The sequence below is a fragment of the Paenibacillus sp. J5 genome (genome assembly GCF_054955055.1).
On record NZ_JBUEDD010000005.1, the window covers coordinates 56,802 to 75,448 of the forward strand.

General features: G+C 55.5%; 17 protein-coding genes and 1 pseudogene. All 18 read right to left on the bottom strand.

The genetic code is table 11. The annotated features are described in order from the left end of the window. Positions 1 to 4: 4 nt before the first annotated feature. Positions 5 to 467: pseudogene (locus ACY1JZ_RS10360) on the bottom strand (cell division protein SepF). Between the two features lie 2 nt (positions 468 to 469). Further along, the gene (locus ACY1JZ_RS10365) at positions 470 to 1,195 is read right to left on the bottom strand and encodes a YggS family pyridoxal phosphate-dependent enzyme (protein WP_462629108.1); all 726 of its coding nucleotides are present in this window, start codon (positions 1,193 to 1,195) and stop codon (positions 470 to 472) included. After that, the gene (gene pgeF, locus ACY1JZ_RS10370; RefSeq protein WP_270172177.1) at positions 1,192 to 2,058 is read right to left on the bottom strand and encodes a peptidoglycan editing factor PgeF; all 867 of its coding nucleotides are present in this window, start codon (positions 2,056 to 2,058) and stop codon (positions 1,192 to 1,194) included. Before pgeF ends, ACY1JZ_RS10365 begins: the two co-directional genes overlap by 4 nt. A 167-nt stretch (positions 2,059 to 2,225) precedes the next feature. Further along, the gene (locus tag ACY1JZ_RS10375) at positions 2,226 to 2,498 is read right to left on the bottom strand and encodes a YlmC/YmxH family sporulation protein (protein ID WP_270172178.1); all 273 of its coding nucleotides are present in this window, start codon (positions 2,496 to 2,498) and stop codon (positions 2,226 to 2,228) included. Positions 2,499 to 2,684: 186 nt separating this feature from the next. Beyond that, the gene (gene sigG, locus ACY1JZ_RS10380) at positions 2,685 to 3,470 is read right to left on the bottom strand and encodes an RNA polymerase sporulation sigma factor SigG (RefSeq protein ID WP_270172180.1); all 786 of its coding nucleotides are present in this window, start codon (positions 3,468 to 3,470) and stop codon (positions 2,685 to 2,687) included. Positions 3,471 to 3,533: 63 nt separating this feature from the next. Further along, positions 3,534 to 4,256, bottom strand: coding sequence for an RNA polymerase sporulation sigma factor SigE (sigE, locus tag ACY1JZ_RS10385; RefSeq protein WP_270172542.1), 723 nt, complete (start codon positions 4,254 to 4,256; stop codon positions 3,534 to 3,536). Between the two features lie 23 nt (positions 4,257 to 4,279). Next, positions 4,280 to 5,230 (bottom strand): sigma-E processing peptidase SpoIIGA, encoded by a 951-nt coding sequence (spoIIGA, locus tag ACY1JZ_RS10390; protein WP_270172182.1) that lies wholly within the window; start codon positions 5,228 to 5,230, stop codon positions 4,280 to 4,282. A 327-nt stretch (positions 5,231 to 5,557) separates the two neighbouring features. Then, positions 5,558 to 6,676 (bottom strand): cell division protein FtsZ, encoded by a 1,119-nt coding sequence (ftsZ, locus tag ACY1JZ_RS10395; RefSeq protein ID WP_270172184.1) that lies wholly within the window; start codon positions 6,674 to 6,676, stop codon positions 5,558 to 5,560. Positions 6,677 to 6,692: 16 nt separating this feature from the next. Continuing rightward, on the bottom strand, positions 6,693 to 7,934 hold the full coding sequence (ftsA, locus tag ACY1JZ_RS10400) for a cell division protein FtsA (protein WP_462629109.1): 1,242 nt from the start codon (positions 7,932 to 7,934) through the stop codon (positions 6,693 to 6,695). A gap of 293 nt (positions 7,935 to 8,227) precedes the next feature. Then, a complete protein-coding gene (locus tag ACY1JZ_RS10405; RefSeq protein WP_462629110.1) occupies positions 8,228 to 9,001 on the bottom strand; it encodes a cell division protein FtsQ/DivIB in 774 nt (257 codons plus the stop codon). A gap of 190 nt (positions 9,002 to 9,191) precedes the next feature. Further along, on the bottom strand, positions 9,192 to 10,475 hold the full coding sequence (murA, locus tag ACY1JZ_RS10410; RefSeq protein WP_270172189.1) for a UDP-N-acetylglucosamine 1-carboxyvinyltransferase: 1,284 nt from the start codon (positions 10,473 to 10,475) through the stop codon (positions 9,192 to 9,194). Positions 10,476 to 10,552: 77 nt separating this feature from the next. Beyond that, on the bottom strand, positions 10,553 to 10,771 hold the full coding sequence (locus ACY1JZ_RS10415; protein WP_462629397.1) for a hypothetical protein: 219 nt from the start codon (positions 10,769 to 10,771) through the stop codon (positions 10,553 to 10,555). Between the two features lie 220 nt (positions 10,772 to 10,991). After that, positions 10,992 to 12,098 carry an undecaprenyldiphospho-muramoylpentapeptide beta-N-acetylglucosaminyltransferase gene (gene murG / locus ACY1JZ_RS10420; protein WP_462629111.1) on the bottom strand — a complete coding sequence of 369 codons (1,107 nt, stop codon included), beginning with the start codon at positions 12,096 to 12,098 and terminating at the stop codon, positions 10,992 to 10,994. A 6-nt stretch (positions 12,099 to 12,104) separates the two neighbouring features. Continuing rightward, positions 12,105 to 13,202 carry a stage V sporulation protein E gene (gene spoVE, locus ACY1JZ_RS10425; protein ID WP_270172194.1) on the bottom strand — a complete coding sequence of 366 codons (1,098 nt, stop codon included), beginning with the start codon at positions 13,200 to 13,202 and terminating at the stop codon, positions 12,105 to 12,107. A gap of 46 nt (positions 13,203 to 13,248) precedes the next feature. Then, on the bottom strand, positions 13,249 to 14,676 hold the full coding sequence (gene murD / locus ACY1JZ_RS10430) for a UDP-N-acetylmuramoyl-L-alanine--D-glutamate ligase (RefSeq protein WP_462629112.1): 1,428 nt from the start codon (positions 14,674 to 14,676) through the stop codon (positions 13,249 to 13,251). A gap of 99 nt (positions 14,677 to 14,775) precedes the next feature. Further along, on the bottom strand, positions 14,776 to 15,735 hold the full coding sequence (gene mraY, locus ACY1JZ_RS10435; protein ID WP_462629113.1) for a phospho-N-acetylmuramoyl-pentapeptide-transferase: 960 nt from the start codon (positions 15,733 to 15,735) through the stop codon (positions 14,776 to 14,778). 4 nt (positions 15,736 to 15,739) lie between these two features. Next, positions 15,740 to 17,161 (bottom strand): UDP-N-acetylmuramoyl-tripeptide--D-alanyl-D-alanine ligase, encoded by a 1,422-nt coding sequence (locus ACY1JZ_RS10440; RefSeq protein WP_462629114.1) that lies wholly within the window; start codon positions 17,159 to 17,161, stop codon positions 15,740 to 15,742. After that, entirely contained in the window at positions 17,158 to 18,645 is a 1,488-nt protein-coding gene (locus ACY1JZ_RS10445; RefSeq protein ID WP_270172201.1) for a UDP-N-acetylmuramoyl-L-alanyl-D-glutamate--2,6-diaminopimelate ligase, read from the bottom strand. Before ACY1JZ_RS10445 ends, ACY1JZ_RS10440 begins: the two co-directional genes overlap by 4 nt. Positions 18,646 to 18,647 lie beyond the last annotated feature (2 nt).

Consider the following 18,647-nt stretch of genomic DNA (forward strand, 5'->3'; position numbering starts at 1 on the left):
AAGGTCACCTCATTTTAATGTAGTCAATGGTCATCTGCCAGAATCTCCGAAATGGTGCCCTGAATTTCAACGGATTCCGGGGTACACAGAAAGATGTTCGACCCCAGCTTGGAGATGCTTCCGTTGATCGCATATACGGTTCCGCTGAGGAAATCCAATATGCGCAATGCCTGATCTGTTCTGACTCGCTGCAGATTGACAACGACCGGACGACGTGAGCGCAGATGCTCGGCAATCTCTTGAGCTTCATCATAGGATCTGGGCTCGTTCAGGACCACACGGACATTCTTTTGGCTATGGATGCTAACCACGTTATTCGTCCTGCCATTATTTTTACGTGCTTCGAACGGACTGGTTTCAGCATCTTGATGATCTTGACCGCCAGACTTGTCCGGATGCTGCTCGACGATTTCTTCGACCTCATCCTGCAAGCCCAAAAAGCTCATAAACCGATTCATGACGCCCATGCTCATTCCTCCTCTTTACCTACCAAAATTGTCCCCAATCGCAGCCAGTTCGCCCCTTCTTCCACAGCCACCTCAAAATCATTGGACATGCCCATCGACAGCCCGTTCACCGGCGTTTCTGTCGCCGCCTCCCGATTCAGCTCGTCTCTAAGCTGCCTTAGTCCTCGAAATACAGGCCGCGTCTCTTCGGGTTCCGCCTCAAAAGGAGCCATGGTCATTAAGCCTTCAATTTTAATATGGGTAAAGCGGGACAGCTCCTTCACGAACGGCAGCAGCTCCTCGGGCGCCAGGCCATGCTTGGAATCCTCACCGGATACATTCACCTGCAAGAAGCATGGCACAACAATCCCCAGCTCTGCCGCCTTCCTCTCGATAGCTTGCGCCAATGACAGCCGATCCAGCGAATGAACGTAGGCGAATCGCCCGACGACCTCCTTCGCCTTGTTGGTCTGCAAGGAGCCTATAAAATGCCATACGGCTTGTCCGGCTGCAGCACTCGTGTCGCCGCCACTAGCCGTCTGCCTGGCGGCATACCACTTGTCCTGCGCGTTCTGCCAGCGATTCTCCCCGACGTGCACGAGCCCGGAGCGGATCACCTCTAGTGTAGAAGCAACAGATACATATTTCGTTACAGCAATGATATTTATATCTTCTCTGGAGCGGCCACTGCGCGCACAAGCTTGCTGCAGTCGCTGCTCTACATGAGCAATTCGTTGTTCCAGCGTCAAGAGAAGACGTCACCTCTTTCCATACCGATCCAGCTTGCCATACGCCCTGTTCCCCCCTGCTCCATACGGTGGGAGAAGAACAAGTCAGTCCGGCAGCCAGTACACATCTGTGATAATTCGATGCTGGTCGGCAAAATTCCTGCTTTTATCATAATCTGTCGGTTAATTTCTTTCAAGTTGATCCTAGCTCTACCCTGTTCGGAGGGCACGAGTGTATCCTCCGCAAGCGTGGCTCCGTCTGTCCGCAGCTCCTGCAGCAGAGGCTCCACCTTGCTGATCACCGCTTCGTCTACCTCATAGCAGCATGCTCCGATCGCCGGGCCGATCGCCGCCACAAGCTCCGACGGACGCGAGCCGAAGTGCTGCCTCATCGCCTCCACTGTAAGTCTGGCAATCTCCTGAACGGTTCCCCTCCAGCCTGCGTGAGCCAGTCCGACCACACGCCGCACCGGGTCATAGAAGTAGAGCGGCACGCAGTCGGCATATAACGAGGCCAGCAATATATCCGGCTCATTCGTAATCAGCGCATCCGCATCTGCTACCGCATCCTCCCGCACGGCTCGCCCTCGACCGCGTTCCCCGGCCGTCACCACATGGACGGCTGCCCCGTGCACCTGTTCGGCGCATGTCCACGCCTCGGGCTGCCATCCCAGCGCTTTGGATACTGCCTCACGGTTGCGTACAACATCGCTTGGTTCATCCCCTACGTGCAGCCCCATATTAAGCGTGCTCCACGGCGCGCCGCTATATCCTCCCGCCCGCCCGGTGAAGCCTGCAGTCAGACCCTTATATCTCCCCATCCAGGCAGACAAATAAAACAGCGAAGGCTCCTCCGCTGCCCGATTCCATTCAAATGGCTCCATTTCCCCACCCCCTGCCCAGCTCCCGATCAATATTCTTTTTATTCTACCACATATTGCCCCCAATTTTCACCTCTAGCCCACAGGCTGCTCAACTGCTGCGCGCAATCGAAATCGTCTCTCGCCAGAAATAGCGGATATGAGGCCGAATAACAGATGCTTGCAGCCGCTTATCTCAAGTGCTCATTATCATCGGAGGTCCGGTAGGTGCGCGATTCCTCGATCAGCACCAGCACGACATCAGCACCGATCTTAACAATATTGCGCCAGGGAATAACGATCTCGGTACCACTCCCCAGCCAGCCAAACTTCTTGTAGTGCGGCACCACGATCGCCTCAATTCTGCCCTCGCGCAGATCCAACTCCAGGTCGCTGACCATGCCTATTTTTTTGCCATCGACAATATTGATGACATCCTTCATCTGAAACGCCGAAATTTTCAAGTCGCCTCACCACTTTTCCGCCCTGTATTGTGCTCCCTTACTATACATATGTGCAGCGATGGGACGACATGTTATCTCCTCCATTGAAAAAACCGGCTAGGCCGGTTTTTAAATAGCATTCCTATGTGCACTGTTAGCGGGCCCGTGCGAGCAATCGCCCATCCATGCTCATGACTTGGACAGTGCTCAGACCTGCTTCACATGCTTTTGCATTTGTTGAATTGCTGATTTTTCCAATCTGGATACCTGGGCTTGTGAGATGCCAATCTCGTCTGCAACCTCCATTTGCGTTTTTCCTTGGAAAAAGCGCATCGATAAGATCATTTTCTCCCGATCGTTCAGTTTATGCATCGCTTCACGCAGGGCGATCTCCTCAATCCAGGTAATATCCTTGTTCCTGTCGTCGCTGATCTGATCCATTACATAGATCGGATCGCCGCCATCATGATAGATGGGCTCGAATAGCGACACCGGGTCCTGAATCGCATCCAGCGCGAACACCACGTCCTCCTTCGGCACATTGAGCGCCTCGGATATTTCAAATATGGTGGGCTCCCTGGAGTTCTTGTTGGTCAGACTGTCGCGCACCTGGAGTGCCTTGTACGCAATATCCCTCAAGCTTCTGGAGACGCGAATCGGATTGTTGTCCCGCAGATAGCGGCGAATCTCTCCGATGATCATCGGCACCGCATAGGTTGAAAACTTCACATTCTGGCTCAGGTCAAAATTGTCAATGGCCTTCATAAGTCCGATACAGCCAACCTGGAACAAATCATCTACAAATTCGCCACGATTGTTGAACCGCTGTATGACGCTAAGCACAAGACGCAGATTGCCATTCACTAATTTCTCTCTGGCTGCCCGTTCGTTGCGGGTTTGCAATGCCGTGAACAGCTCTCTCATCTCAGCATTGGTCAGGACAGGCAGTTTCGCGGTATCCACTCCACAGATCTCAACTTTGTTTCGGGTCAACGTGATTACCTCCCAAGGAGAAACATTAATGTACATTATCCCCTTGGCACCCTTTTTTATTCCTCACACCATCTTGTTAAATTCTTTGCGCAGTCGCTTAATGATCCGTTTCTCCAGCCGGGAAATGTACGATTGAGAGATGCCAAGCAGGTCCGCCACATCCTTCTGTGTCTTCTCCTCACCGTCAGACAGCCCGAAGCGCAGCTCCATAATCATGCGCTCCCGCTCGCTCAGCTTATCCAGCGCCTTGTGCAGCAGCTTGCGGTCAACCTGTTCCTCGATATTGCGGTAGATCGTGTCATTTTCGGTTCCCAGCACATCCGACAGCAACAGCTCATTGCCATCCCAATCGATATTAAGCGGCTCGTCAAACGAGACCTCGGTACGAATCTTATTGTTACGGCGCAAGTACATCAGAATTTCGTTCTCGATGCAGCGTGATGCATAGGTGGCCAGCTTGATCTTTTTCTCCGGATCGAACGTATTGACCGCTTTGATGAGACCGATCGCTCCAATCGATACGAGGTCCTCGATATTGATGCCGGTATTTTCAAATTTGCGGGCAATGTAAACGACGAGGCGCAGGTTGCGCTCGATCAGCATCGCACGGATCGCTGTATCGCCGGTGGACAGCTTGGCGAGCAGATACTCCTCTTCCTCGCGCGTCAGCGGCGGAGGCAGCGCCTCGCTTCCTCCGATGTAATAGATTTCTTCACTTTTTAATCCGAATAAAAACATAAACCGATAATAATATAGCTGCAGGACCAATCTCCACTTCACGACCATCTTGGCAATTCCCTCCCTGTCTGTCATACTTCCTGGGACCCGATCTCCAATGATTGTTCAACTAATGATGGATGGATAATTGCCCGATAGGCACCATCTGAAGCCAGCGTTCCGCCATCCAGACCAACCAGCACCTTGCGACATTCATAATTCCGTCCCTCCTGCTCGATACGAACATAATCGGGCTTGAGCGCCAGCATGAACGAGGTACCCCGGTTCACCCCACGGTACGGGATGAGCCGCAGCCGATCTTGCCATACCCATTCCTCTTCTCCAATGCCCGCGACCAGCTTGTCAACTTCAGCCTCTCTAATACGCGCCAGCCAGGACGGGGGCAGATGATCCTCCCATAGTGATGCCTCCATAACCATAACCGGTGTGCGGGTGAGCGGATCATATAGATGATTGCCTGTATCAATCAGGCCTGTACAGCGCTTCTCCTGTCCCCCAATGGCAACCTGTACCTCCGCCACATGCTGCAGCAACTGCTCCTTGCGTCTGCGTCCATTGAGCACCCCCTTATACAGCAGCAGCGCTGCCGCAAACGTAATCGCCAAAAACAATACACCCATCTTCATCACATGCCCTTGCCCGCCTGTCCTCATCAGCCAGATGCCATTCCATAGCTCGCCATGGCTTTGCAGCAAGTAGTAGACCCCCATCATGCCCCCGGCCGCGGCAAAGCTCACTCCGTAAAAGGCAGCAACGTGGTGGACAAAGCTCTGCAGGCTGGAGAAGCCGAAGGCGATCCACACCATGAGCAGCGATAAGCCGAGCTTGGCGCCCAAGGTGAACAACGGAGCCAATGCCGGAACAAACATCATCCCTACATACGCAGCGCCAACGGTGGCCGAAGCGAGGAGCCGCTTCCAGCTAAAGGGAATGCCGCGTACCCACGCTGTCATAGCCAGTACAGCCGCATCCAGCACAAAATTCAGCATCAAGACGAGATCAACATACACAACCAGCTCCACTCAACTCCCTGTTGCCTGCCGTTTGCGCTACAGCCCTGGCAAGTGCCTTAACCTGGACGATCTAGCCGCCCGCCAGAGCTATTGCTGCGAGTCGTTGCAGATACCTGTCACTTGGATAGCAGAATGCGTGAGCGTCTGGCATGAGAGCAGGTTCTGTCTGCAGACTCTACATCGCTTACCGACCTCCAGGGGTTGGCTTTAACCAAGTATATTAAAATCTTATTTCAATGTCTGTCTAAACATGCCGTCATGAGTCCTCTTTTTTTGTCGCAAAATTAGAAAAAGCCCCCAACCGTAGTTGGAGGCTCGCAGCTTACGAATATTCGATTAACGATCAGAACGAGGGCGATTGCGCAGGAATGCCGGGATGTCCAACTGATCGCTGCCCGGAGGCGTACCGAACGGCTTCAGGTTAGGTGCTGACTGGCTGCTCGCACGCGTATCCGCCGCTTCAGCCGGCTGACCCGGATTGCGGCGCAGCGGGGTTGGCCCCTTATGCTCGAAGCCTGTCGCAATAACCGTCACCTTTATATCATCCTTCATATCTTCTTCGATCATCGCACCAAAGATCATGTTCACCTCTGGATCGGATGCCGCTATAACGATTTCTGCTGCCTCGTTCACCTCATAGAGCGAGAGATTCGAGCCGCCAGTTATATTCATGATTACGCCCCGTGCACCATCGATCGACGTTTCCAGCAGTGGACTCATAATGGCCTTGCGCGCAGCCTCGGCGGCCCGGTTCTCACCGGCTGCTATGCCGATTCCCATCAGGGCGGAGCCACGCTCCGTCATAATCGTCTTCACATCTGCGAAGTCGAGGTTGATCAGGCCGGGTACGGCGATCAGATCGGAGATACCCTGTACCGCCTGACGCAGCACATTGTCAGCCGCCTTGAACGCTTCCAGCATCGGGGTTTTCTTGTCCACAATCTCCAGCAAACGATCATTCGGAATGACGATCAGCGTGTCCACTTTTTCCTTGAGCGCCTCAATGCCCAGCTCAGCCTGACTGGAGCGTTTGCGTCCCTCGAAGGTAAAAGGCCGAGTTACAACCCCTACCGTCAGCGCGCCGCACTCGCGGGCAATCTCAGCGATTACCGGCGCCGCCCCGGTGCCCGTGCCGCCACCCATACCGGCAGTAACAAACACCATATCTGCGCCCTTGAGCGTATTGGCAATCAGATCACGAGACTCCTCTGCCGCTTTCTTACCGACCTCTGGATTGGCTCCCGCACCCAGACCGCGCGTCAGCTTGTCCCCGATCTGCAGCTTATGCTCTGACATAGCCAGATGAAGCGCCTGCGCATCCGTGTTGACCGTTATAAATTCAACACCCTTCACACCGCTCTCGATCATCCGGTTAACAGCGTTGCTGCCGCCTCCGCCTACCCCGATAACCTTGATCTGCGCCAACTGCTCCATATCGAAATCGAATTCCAACATTTCAATTATCCCCCGATCAAATGAATTCGCTAAACATATTTTTCAACCGCTCAATAAGGCCGGGTTTGGAGGGCGCAGTGGAACTCGCTTTCCGGCCGATGGATTTCTTGGATGTGCTTGCTGGGCGGCTTCTCATATATTTAGAAACGTATTGTATCATCCCCACCCCGCTCGTATATGCGGGGTCGCGCACGCCGATGTAATCAGGCACCGCGATCCGAACAGAGGACTGCAGCTCAAGCTGAGCCAGTTGGAGAACGCCAGGCATCGATACCGCGCCGCCCGTCAGAACATAACCCCCTACCTTCTCCCCAAATCCGAGACGCTTGACCTCTTGCATGGCCAGGTGGAACACTTCCTGCATCCGTGGCTCAATAATATTGGCCAGATCCACCTGTGAGAATTCCTTCTCAACATTGCTGCCCATACGCATGACCTTGAAGCGCTGATCATCAGCCGCATCGTCAATCATCGCGCAGCCAAACTTGAGCTTGATCTTCTCCGCCTGCTCCGTCTGAGTGCGCAAGCCATACGAAATATCATTGGTGACATACTCACCGCCGATTGGAAGCGTAGAAGTCGCAGCCAGGTTGCCTTGCTCGAATACAGCTACCGTGCAAGAGCCTGCACCAACATCGACCAGCACCGTTCCCATCGTCTTCTCATCCTTCGTCAAGCACATCTGGCCGGACGCCAGCGACATGAGAATGACGCCAGAGATGCGGAGCTCCGCCTTCTCTACACAGCGAATCAAGTTATGTATGGCTGTCTTGGCGCCGGTAATGACCGTCGCCTCCACCTCAAGCCGAACACCGATCATCCCTCGCGGGTCGGATATGCCATCCAGCCCATCGACTAAAAATTGCTTCGGAACAAGACCGATGATCTCGCGCTCCGGCGGCAGCGCAACTACCTTGGCTGCCTGAAGCACCCGCTCAATATCATCTTCTCCGATTTCCCTGTCCTCATTGGATACCGCGACGACACCATGGTTCGTCTGCAATCCGATATGATTTCCCTGAATACCGACATACACATCCGTTATTTGAATGCCAACCATGCGTTCCGCATGATCTACAGCATTACGGATGGATTGCACGGTTTGGTCAATATCAACAATTGCTCCCTTGCGAATACCCTCCGAGTCGGCAGATCCAACTCCAATAATATTAATGGCTCCATTGTTCACTTCACCAATAATAGCACGAACCTTGGATGTACCGATGTCCAAACTGACGATAATGTCGTTGCTGCTCAACCCGTGGCACCTCCGTTTCAACAGAAAAAGTTAGGTTGGGACTAACACACTGTTCTACTTATTCAACGTACTTTATAGTATCCCTCTTTTTTCTACAACATTTTTCACCCAGAAAGACCTGCCAATTTACGGAAGCATCCGCAGCGGCAGGCTGGAAGAAGGAGAATAAGGTTCATTCTGTGCTGTACGTGTACACTGAAAGCTGCGCTGCAGCTAGAAGGATAGCCCTTGCCTTAAATATAACATGAAATCCCATAAATAAAATTCTACCATTGTTTGTAGCTATTGAAAAGCTATTCACCCTTCTCTTTTTCATTAGAATATTCACTTTCTCCAAAACCCGATTCATAGCTAGCATACGTGTCGGCTAGCAGCATCGTCACTCGCCCCGGCGGCTGGCGCTCAATAACAGCATTTAATTGCGGCGCTTTTTCCTTGAGCAGCGAGATTGCCGTAATGATCTCAAACTGTGTTCGGGTGTAGATTTTGATCCGGTCGGGGTAGGAAGCCGATGGAATCGGGATGATCTCGGAGAAGTCCCCGATGGTCGCTGGCGGCAGCTCGCCAAGCACCTTGGTCAGCTTCACCTTGTTCGGATCGTTCTCCGTCCACTTGGACAGCACCGGCTTGTCCACCACGAAGTCTCTGCCCTGCATCGCCAGCGTAGTTCCGTTGGAGAGCAATGCCGTGATCTGTCCCGAGGCCGACAGCTCGTACCCTACAGACGGATACTCCTCGACCTGGATATGCACCTCACCTGGAAAGCTCTTCGTCACCGTCGCCTTCGCTACCGAGCTAAGCTGCTCAATCCGTTCCTCGATCGTCGAAGAGGAGGTACCGAAGAACGCATCTCCGATGACAATGCCCGCAGCCTCCTCGACCTCGGAAACGCCAATGTATTGCTGGCCCGCAATCGTAATCGTGGAGATTTTGCTGATAGAGGAATTGAAGAACAGCACGGTCAACAAGATGGCAAACAGCAAAAATAATACAATGAGCAGCTTGCGGTTGCTCTTCCTTCCCGGCCCCGGCTCCTTCAGCACCGGCATGAATTGCGTTTTCTCCATAACGTTCCCCCTTCTGGCGGAAATGTACACATGAATAGGACAGATGAAGGGCTGCGACTGTTGCCCCTGTACCCTATTCACCTCCTCCGCTTTAAATAAAGCAGATCGTCATAAAAAGCTTGTTCGCCTAATAATTTAAAATATCCGGTCCCTCTAGGGGAGGAACCGGCTGTGTCCTCGCAGGTGAAGCTTAACCGGAAATCACTTGGTTGTTGGATATGGCGGCATAACGGCTAATACGCGCCCCCAGTTGGAGGAACATCTCTTCAATTCGGTCGTATCCGCGGTCAATATGATGCACCTGCTCGACGACAGTGGTGCCCTTGGCAGCAAGCCCTGCAATGACGAGCGCTGCTCCTGCCCGCAGATCCGTCGCCTCCACAGTGGCTCCGTGAAGCCGGCGAACGCCGCGAATAATCGCTGCATTATAATCAACCCGAATATCTGCCCCCATCCTGATCAGCTCATCGACATGCTTGAAGCGACCCTCAAAGACCGTCTCCTTCATGACGCTGATGCCGTCGGACAGCGCAAGCAGCACCATCACCTGGGATTGCAGGTCGGTCGGGAACGAAGGATACGGCGCGGTTACAATTCTCTCCACTGCGCGGGGTCTACCCGAACATCCAACCTTTATTATATCATCCTCGATTGCAACTTGAACACCTGCACGCCGCAGCACATGGATGAGCGAGGTCAAGTGGCCGGGGTTTGCGTTTTGCAGCGTCACCTCTCCCCCGGTAACGGCCGCAGCCACCATGAGGGTGCCTGTTACGATCCGGTCAGGGATAATCCTATAGCGGCATGGCGCTAGCGCCTTGACCCCTTCGATCGTAATAGTGTCCCCTCCCGCCCCTGCAACCTTTGCCCCCATCGCATTTAGAAAGTGCTGCAGGTCCTCAATCTCCGGCTCGCGCGCCGCATTCTTAATCGACGTCACACCCTCGGCAAGAACAGCCGCCATCATCAGATTTTCAGTTGCGCCTACGCTCGGGAAATCCAGTGTAATGGTTGTTCCGCGCAGGCCGTCCGTCCGGCATACCATCCGGTTGCCGAATTCTTCGATGTCCGCACCGAGCGCCTTGAGCCCCCGGATGTGGATGTCGATTTTTCGTTCGCCGATCGCACAGCCTCCTGGCTGATACAGATGCACCTCACCGAAGCGGGCAAGCAGCGGCCCCATCAGGAAGATCGAGGAACGCATCTGACGCATCAGCTCCTCAGGGATATGGACGGAATGCATCGCGGATGTATCCAGCACCACCGTCTGTCCATTATGCTCGGCTCGGCAGCCGAGCCCGCGCAAAATGTCTAGCATTACCTCGATGTCCCGCAGCTTGGGTACATCGTCGATGATGACGATGCCCTCAGCCAGCATGCTGGCAGCTAAAATCGGCAATGCGGCATTTTTTGCTCCTTGGATAACAATGGTTCCTGAGAGTGGTTTCCCGCCTTCAATCACCAATTTGTCCAATGTATCACCTCCGATTTACCGCTCACCCACCGCCAATACTTCGGGTACCAAGTCAATTCCACGATGTTCCTTGACTTTTATTGAATATTGGCTATGAGGGATAGAACGTCTTCAGCTGTCACTTGCCCGGTGTCTACAATGAAATTGGCATGTTGCCCGGTTGCCTCCGCCACGCCGCAGCCGAGTCGCTGCGACAGGGTCGCTTCAATCAGCCACGCGGCTCTCCGGATTGCGAAATCTGCTGCCCGTTCCCTGTTTCCGATACAATCCCAGCTGATTTGAATTGATGTGGTCATTCCGATCCGTGTGCGCTTGCCTTCCGTGCAGGCGGCTCGCCTGCAATGCCCGCTATCGTATCTAGCGAATTTCAGCCTGGCAAACCCGCTGCGAAGATGCTCCTTCACGGATGGAACACTGCTACACAATCGCTAGCGCCTAGGGAAGCGGCTACGATTATACGCTATCTTATGCCCCCTGCAAGGGGAGTGTGACAAAGGCCCATACGACGAACACAGCTTATCGCTGCCTTTGCTGGGCAAGCCGTTGCAGCTCGTTAATAATCAAGGAGGCCGATTCAGGCTTGCCTAGCGTCAGCGCCGCCTGCTTCATAGCAGCCAGTCGCTCCGGGCTCGTCATGATAGCGCGAATGTCGCCTAGCAGCCTCTCCCCGCTCAGCTCCTTCTCCAGCACCATCTCCGCCGCTCCTGCAACCGCGAGGCCGCGCGCATTATGCTCCTGATGATTGTTCGTCACGTTCGGAGAAGGAATCAGTATAGACGGAATGCCAAGCGCAGTCAGCTCGGCAAGCGTCGAGGCGCCAGAGCGGCTGACCACCAGCGAGGAGGCAGCAAGCACCTGAGCCATGTTATGCAGATAGGGCAGCACCACCAGATTCGCCGGTACTGCCCGGCTCTTGAGCTGCTGCTGAATCGTCTCGTAATAGCTCTCGCCCGTCACGAAGACGAAATGGACATCTGCTAGCGTCCCGAGCGCAGGCAGCATATCCACTACCGCTTCATTAAGCGCCCTCGCTCCCCGGCTGCCGCCGAAGATCAACACAATCCGACCGCCAGGACGTATACCGAGCGAGGCATAACCCGCCGCACGATCCGCCTGCAACACCTGGGTCGCACACGGGTTGCCAGTGAACAGCACATGCTTGCCGGTAAAATGCGAGGCCGAATCCTCAAAGCTGACCGCAACGGTCTTCGCATAGCGGCTCAGAAATTGATTCGTCAGACCCGGAATCACATTCTGCTCATGAATGAGCGTCGGAATGCCAAGCCTCGCAGCCGCGTACACGACCGGCCCGCATACATACCCGCCAGTACCTACCACGACATCAGGCTTGAAGCGCCGCAGCAGCTCCTTGGATCGGCTGGTCGCCTTCAGGAAACGAAGCACGGTCTTTACATTTTCCAGGGACAGCCTACGCTTGAATCCCGTAATTTCAACCGCTTCAAACGGAATATTAGCCGCCGGAACAATTCGCGACTCCAGTCCTTTAGTTGTACCTATATATAGTAGAGAAGTCCCAGGAATGTCCTGCAATGCCTGCTTTCCGACCGCTAGTGCGGGATAGATATGCCCACCCGTACCGCCGCCAGTCAATACGATTCGCATGAAGCGTCACCTCGAATAACGGGATATATTGAGTAAAATGCCCAGCCCCGTCAGCAGCAGCGTCAATGATGAGCCGCCATAGCTGACAAGCGGAAGCGTAATTCCGGTCACCGGAAACATGCCGATAACGACACCGATATTAATCAGCACCTGGACAGCGATAATGCCTGTAATGCCTACTGCCAGCAAGCTGCCAAACGAATCCGGCGCAGTAATGGCCGCCCTCATGCCTCGCCAGACGAGCACAAGAAACAGCAGGATGATCGTCATGCCGCCGATGAAGCCCAGCTCCTCCGCCAAAATTGAAAAGATAAAGTCGGTCTGCGGCTCCGGCAAATAATTGTATTTCTGCCTGCTCATCCCCAATCCTAGACCAACCAGCCCGCCCGGTCCAATCGCATACAGCGACTGGATCGACTGATAACCTGCCCCGAGCGGGTCGGCCCACGGATCAAGGAAAGCTGTAATGCGCTGCAATCGGTAAGGAGCAGCCAGCACCAGACCGACCATCCCTGCGAGACCGAGCAGCGCCAGCGACCCCAGATGGGCGATGCGTGCACCGGCGGTATAGATGACCAGCAGCGATGCCCCTACCATCACGGTCCCCGTACCCAGATCGGGCTGAAGCATGATGAGGCCGAAGGCAGCTCCCATAATCGAGAGCGGCGGCAGCAGCCCCTTCATGAAGGTCGTCATCTGTCCTTGTCTGTCCGCCAGCAGCTTGGCCAGGAAAATAACCATCGCCAGTTTCATAAATTCCGACGGCTGGATGCCGAAGGAGCTGATCCCGAGCCAGCTACGCGCCCCGCCGCGCACGACACCGATACCCGGAATCAGCACGAGCACAAGCAGCGCGAAGCAGAGCAGTAGCCCTGGCTTGGAAACCTTCTTCCACACCCAGTAATCGGTATTCATCGTCACAAACATCGCCCCGACGCCAAGCAACGCGAACAAAAGCTGGCGCTTCAAATAATAATACGAGTCGCCAAACTCATTAAAGCTGAGCACAGCGCTCGCGCTGTACACCATAATCAGGCCAATCGTCAGAATAAGTAAGATAGACACAATAAGCCATATATCCGGGGCAGATCGTGATTTGGCCATACTCGCAACACCCTTTGCATGAGGAAGTAGGGACTAGCCCCCCTACTTACAAGGTATGCGCCGAATCTTTAAAAATGCGCCCGCGCTGTTCATACGACGTGAACATGTCCCAGCTTGCGCATGCCGGCGAGAGCAAGACGATGTCTCCCGGCTCTGCCAGCGCCGTCGCATGACGAACGGCAGCCCGCAGTGTATCTTCGGCTACCTCCTCAGGTTCGACGACAATGACGCGCTCTAAACCTGCCAGCTCGGCAACATGCGCCAGCTTGCCCCGCGTCTCTCCGAGCGTCACGAGTCCCTTCAGGCGATGCTGGAAGAGCGGCAGCAGCTCCATGTAGTCAGAGCCGCGATCCAGCCCGCCCGCGATGAGAATCATCTCTCCCTGCAGGGAACGCACCGACATGATCGTCGCAGTCGGATTGGTCGCCTTGGAATCGTTATAGTAGGCGATGCCGCCTCGTTCCGTGACCAGCTCCAGCCGGTGCTCCACGCCGCGAAACGCTCGCAGCGGCGCCTCAAGTTGCTCCGGCGCAGCGCCCGCAGCAATCGCTGCGGCAGCCGCAGCCATCGCATTGGCGGCATTGTGCCGACCAGGTATGCCCAGCTCCGCGCAGGCAATAAGCCGGTGCCGCTGTCCCAAGCGGTCACGGTATACAAGCTCGCGCTCTGCGCCGTCCTCCTCCTCTAGTGAGACTGGATACGGAGGCTCCACATAGACTCCTTGCTCCAGTTGCTGTGTGAGCGAGAAGGGCAGCAGCTTCGCCGCCATGCCTTCTGCCAGCGTGCGGCAGATGGCATCATCCCAATTCAGCACAGCGGTATCCTCTGCTGTCATATTGGCGAACAGCTTCGCCTTGGAGGCCACATAATCGTCCATGTCGCCATGGTAATCCAGATGCGTCTGTGCCAGATTGAGCAGCACGCCAACCTTCGGGCGGAAGGCGGTCGTCCCCTTGAGCTGGAAGCTACTGAGCTCCGCAACGATCCATTGGTCGGCTGCCGCTCTCGTGGCCGCCTCGCAGAGCGGTGTCCCGATATTGCCTGCGACGATCGGCGACAGACCCGCAGCCTGCAGCAGCTCGCCCAGCAGGGTTGTCGTCGTCGTCTTGCCATTGGAGCCGGTAATGCCGATGATCGGCGCCGGAGACAAGGCGTAGGCAATCTCCACCTCAGTGACGACCTCAATGCCCAGCGCCAGCGCCTGGCGCACTGGCGGCGCGCTATACGGGATGCCAGGGTTCTTGACCAGCAGCGCCGTGCGCTCCGTAATAAGATCGTCCGGGTGGCCGCCGCAGATGACGGCAATGCCTGCCTGCTCGAGCTCTTCGGCCTCCGGGCTTTGCTCCCGCGGCTTCCGGTCGTTGACGACCACATCCGCGCCGAGCGCATGGAACACCTTGGCGGCGCTGACACCGCTCTTGGCCAGGCCGAGCACAACAACTCGCTGTCCTTGATATGAATTCGGATCGTTCATATTGATTCGCAACCCCTTACCTGATAGAACCCGGCACGGGCGTGAAATGCCCTGCCGGGTCTCGTCTTGTTATATTCAGCACTTGATGGGGAGGCTGACCTATAGCCGATGCAGCACCAGCCCGAGCGCAGCCAATAGCAGCCCGACGAACCAGAACGTGGTGACTACCCGCCATTCTGACCAGCCGGACAGCTCAAAGTGATGATGAATCGGACTCATCTTGAAGATCCGTTTTTTGCGCAGCTTGAACGAGCCAACCTGCAAAATAACCGATAGCATCTCCACCACGAACACTCCGCCGATAACAATCAGCAGCAGCTCCGTCTTGGTCAGAATCGCTACTGCGGCCAGGCCGCCCCCAATGCCCAGCGAGCCGGTGTCCCCCATGAATACTTTGGCCGGATGAGCGTTGAAGATGAGGAAGCCGAGCACAGCACCGATCATCGCTGCGGAAAAAACAGCCGATTCATGCTCCGTCACATTCATGGCGATCAGCGTAAATGCGCCAAAGGCGATTGCGCTTGTCCCGGACAGCAGTCCATCCACCCCATCAGTAAAGTTCACAGAATTGCTTGTAGCAAACATAATAATAACAACCAGCGCATAATAGAACCACCCCAGCTCCAGGCTGACATCCGTGCCGGGAAGGAGCAGCGCTGTGCTGTGATTCATCGAGTATAATAGCACACATACGATGATGGAGAACAGCAGTTGCCCCACCAGCTTCTGCCGAGCCGTCAGGCCGAGCGAGCGCTTCAGCGCGATTTTGATATAATCGTCGAGAAACCCGACCAGCCCGAATCCGAGCGAGGCCACCAGCAGCACCCAGAATTCCGTAGTCTTGTCAGCGAATCGCAGGAAGGAAAGCGTGAGAGCCAGCATGATGATGATGCCGCCCATCGTTGGCGTTCCCTTCTTCTTCAAGTGGCTCTGCGGGCCATCCGTGCGAATCTCTTGTCCGAACTTCAGCCGTCGAAGGAGCGGAATGAACAAAGGTCCGAGAATAACCGCTAGCAGAAATGAAACGCCCATTGCCATAAATATGACCTTCATGTCCATGTCCTCACCCCCCTAAGCCTTGTTCCAATGCATGAACAATATCTTCCATACGCATCCCGCGCGAGCCCTTCACGAGCACTAGATCCTCTGGAGCCAGCTCCCGAAGCAGTGCAGACGCCAGCTCGGCCTTGGATTCGTAATGCCGCACGCTGCCCGCAGCAAGCTGCTCGGCAGCACCCTCGGCTGTATAGCGGGACAGCGGGCCACATGCATAGACGACATCTGCCTTGCCAGCATTGATGTAGCGCCCGATCTCCCGGTGCAGCTCCGCCTCCTCGGGACCTAGGTCCAGCATGTCACCGAGCACAAGCCGTTTGGCAGCATAGCCCTGCAACTGCTCGACAAGATCGAGCGCCGCACGGACAGCAGTCGGGTTCGCGTTATACGCATCGTTGAGCACGACGGCTCCATTGTATGCCTTCACCGCCTCGATGCGCATGCCCGTGATTTTCATTGATGCCAGCGCACTGGCGATCGCCTCAACAGGCACGCCAAGCCGCAAGCCGCAAGCGACTGCAGCCGCGGCATTGGTCACATTATGCCGACCAGGAGCCGGTATACGCAGCTCAATCAGAGGAACCGAGCGTTCAGAGCCGGAACCATGCAGATCGAATACCGAGCCTTCCAGCGTCACTCGAATGCGGTCAGCTACCCAATCATTCTGCTCGCCGATGCCGAAGGAGACCGCCTCCAAGCTCTGCTCCTGCGCCAGCTTGGCAATGCCGGAGCGCAATAGCGGCTCATCGCCGTTATAGATCAACAGCCCTCCAGGCGCCAGGCCGCTGGCAATCTCCAGCTTCGCTGTGGCGATTCCCTCCCGCGAGCCAAGCTGCAGCAGATGAGCATCGCCAATGTTCGTGATGATCGCCATATCTGGCTGTGCAATCTGTGAGAGCAGCTCGATCTCTCCGAAGCCGCTCATCCCCATCTCCAGCACGGCGGCCTCGGTATCTGGCGCCATCTCTAATATCGTCAGCGGCAGGCCGATATGATTGTTCAGATTGCCTGCCGTCTTGTGTACACGGTAAGAGGCAGCGAGCACCGCGGCAACCATATCCTTGGTTGTCGTCTTGCCGTTGCTGCCCGTGATGCCGATCACCTTGACCGGGAGCTCTCTACGGTAGGCTGCTGCCAGTTGCTGCAGCGCGACGAGCGTATCGTCCACCGGAACGAGAGGCCAATCACCAAGCTCCGGCGGGACGGGCACGCCGGACTGCCACAAGGCGCCTGTTGCTCCCTTTTCCATCGCCTGCAGCGCGTAATGATGACCGTCAAAATTATCGCCCATTAGCGGCACGAACATCATGCCGGGCTGGATGCGGCGTGAGTCGGTGCTCACACCCGTGAAGACGGCGGAGGCCGCCTCAGTGCTAAGAGCGGCGGCGGAGATGATCCGGGCCAGCTCTCCAAATGTTTTTTTAATCACAATCCGATACTCCTTATCGCTTCTTTAGCCACTTGCCTGTCATCGAATGCTATCGTATTCTTGCCGATGATCTGATAGGTTTCATGACCTTTCCCCGCAATCAATACTACATCGTCAGGGCTTGCCATTTCAACAGCTTTTTCAATCGCGCGCTTCCGATCGGCAATCAGCGTGTACCGATCCCTGTCAACACCGTCCTCCTGCAGCCCGTACTCAATGTCACGGAGGATGCTCTCCGGCTCCTCTGTACGAGGATTATCAGACGTTACGATGACTTTATCGGCATAGCGGGCGGCGATCTTGCCCATCAGCGGACGCTTCGTCTTGTCGCGGTCTCCGCCGCAGCCAAAGACACAGATAATATTGCGGGTAGCGAATTCCTTGACCGAGCGCAGCACATTCTCCAGCCCATCCGGTGTATGCGCATAGTCGACAATCACCGCGAACTTCTGTCCGGCATCGACTGCCTCCACCCGCCCCGGCACACCCGGGATGCGTTCCAGACTCTGCTTCAACTGCTCGATGGCGATGCCCTCAATCAATCCTGCCGTAATCGCTGCCAGCGCGTTATATACATTGAACTTGCCCACCATCTGCAGCGTAATGTCCGCATCTCCGCGGAAGGTCTGCACATGGAACGTGGTGCCTTGAGCCGTAATCCGAATCTGAGATGCTCGCACATCTGCCTCCGCATCCACGCCATAAGTGACGACCTCAGCAGCAGTCTGCCTCGCGAGCAGCCGGCTGGCCGGATCATCGCTGTTCAGCACCGCATAGGAACGCTCCAATGCGCCGGCAGCGTAGGTATTGCCCAGCCGCGAGAACAGCAGCCCCTTGGCTGCCAGATAATTGTCCATCGTACCGTGATAGTCCAGATGATCCTGAGTCAGATTGGTGAAGATGGCGGTACGGTAACGACATCCCTTCACCCGACCTTGCTCGAGCGCATGAGAGGACACCTCCATGACGCAGTAGTCCACGCCTGCAAGAGTCATGTCATGCAGAGATTGCTGAAGCTGCAGCGCCTCCGGTGTTGTCCCTGACATCGGATGCACCTGCCCCGCATAACGCATCTCGATCGTCCCGATTACGCCCGGCACATGCTTGGCATCAGCGAGTATCTGCTCAATCAGATAGGTTGTGGTCGTCTTGCCATTCGTACCGGTGACCCCGATCAGACGAAGCTGCTGTGACGGCTGACCATAATAAGCATCCGCCAGCACCGCCAGCGCGTGGCGGCTGTCCTTGACGATTAGCTGCGGCACCGCGAGCGGCAGCAGCCGCTCTGCGACAAGCGCCGCCGCACCGCGTTCTACCGCTTGTGCGGCGTAATCATGTCCATCTACCGTATGACCCGGCAGACAGATAAACAGGTTGCCGGGAGCCGCCTTCCTGGAATCGATCTCGATGCCGTTGATCGAGAGTGAGCCGTCCCCGTGTACACGCGAGGTCAGCAGATATGCAGCCAGCTCATCGAGTTTCATTG

Bases quoted from the DNA above. Each gene is read 5' to 3' on its own strand.
- pgeF (WP_270172177.1), bottom strand. From the start codon at position 2,058: ATGGAGCCATTTGAATGGAATCGGGCAGCGGAGGAGCCTTCGCTGTTT.
- ACY1JZ_RS10405 (WP_462629110.1), bottom strand. From the start codon at position 9,001: ATGGAGAAAACGCAATTCATGCCGGTGCTGAAGGAGCCGGGGCCGGGA.
- spoVE (WP_270172194.1), bottom strand. From the start codon at position 13,202: ATGGCCAAATCACGATCTGCCCCGGATATATGGCTTATTGTGTCTATC.
- mraY (WP_462629113.1), bottom strand. From the start codon at position 15,735: ATGGACATGAAGGTCATATTTATGGCAATGGGCGTTTCATTTCTGCTA.
- ACY1JZ_RS10415 (WP_462629397.1), bottom strand. From the start codon at position 10,771: ATGACCACATCAATTCAAATCAGCTGGGATTGTATCGGAAACAGGGAA.
- sigE (WP_270172542.1), bottom strand. From the start codon at position 4,256: ATGGTCGTGAAGTGGAGATTGGTCCTGCAGCTATATTATTATCGGTTT.
- ftsZ (WP_270172184.1), bottom strand. From the start codon at position 6,676: ATGTTGGAATTCGATTTCGATATGGAGCAGTTGGCGCAGATCAAGGTT.
- murG (WP_462629111.1), bottom strand. From the start codon at position 12,098: ATGCGAATCGTATTGACTGGCGGCGGTACGGGTGGGCATATCTATCCC.
- murD (WP_462629112.1), bottom strand. From the start codon at position 14,676: ATGAACGATCCGAATTCATATCAAGGACAGCGAGTTGTTGTGCTCGGC.
- ACY1JZ_RS10445 (WP_270172201.1), bottom strand. From the start codon at position 18,645: ATGAAACTCGATGAGCTGGCTGCATATCTGCTGACCTCGCGTGTACAC.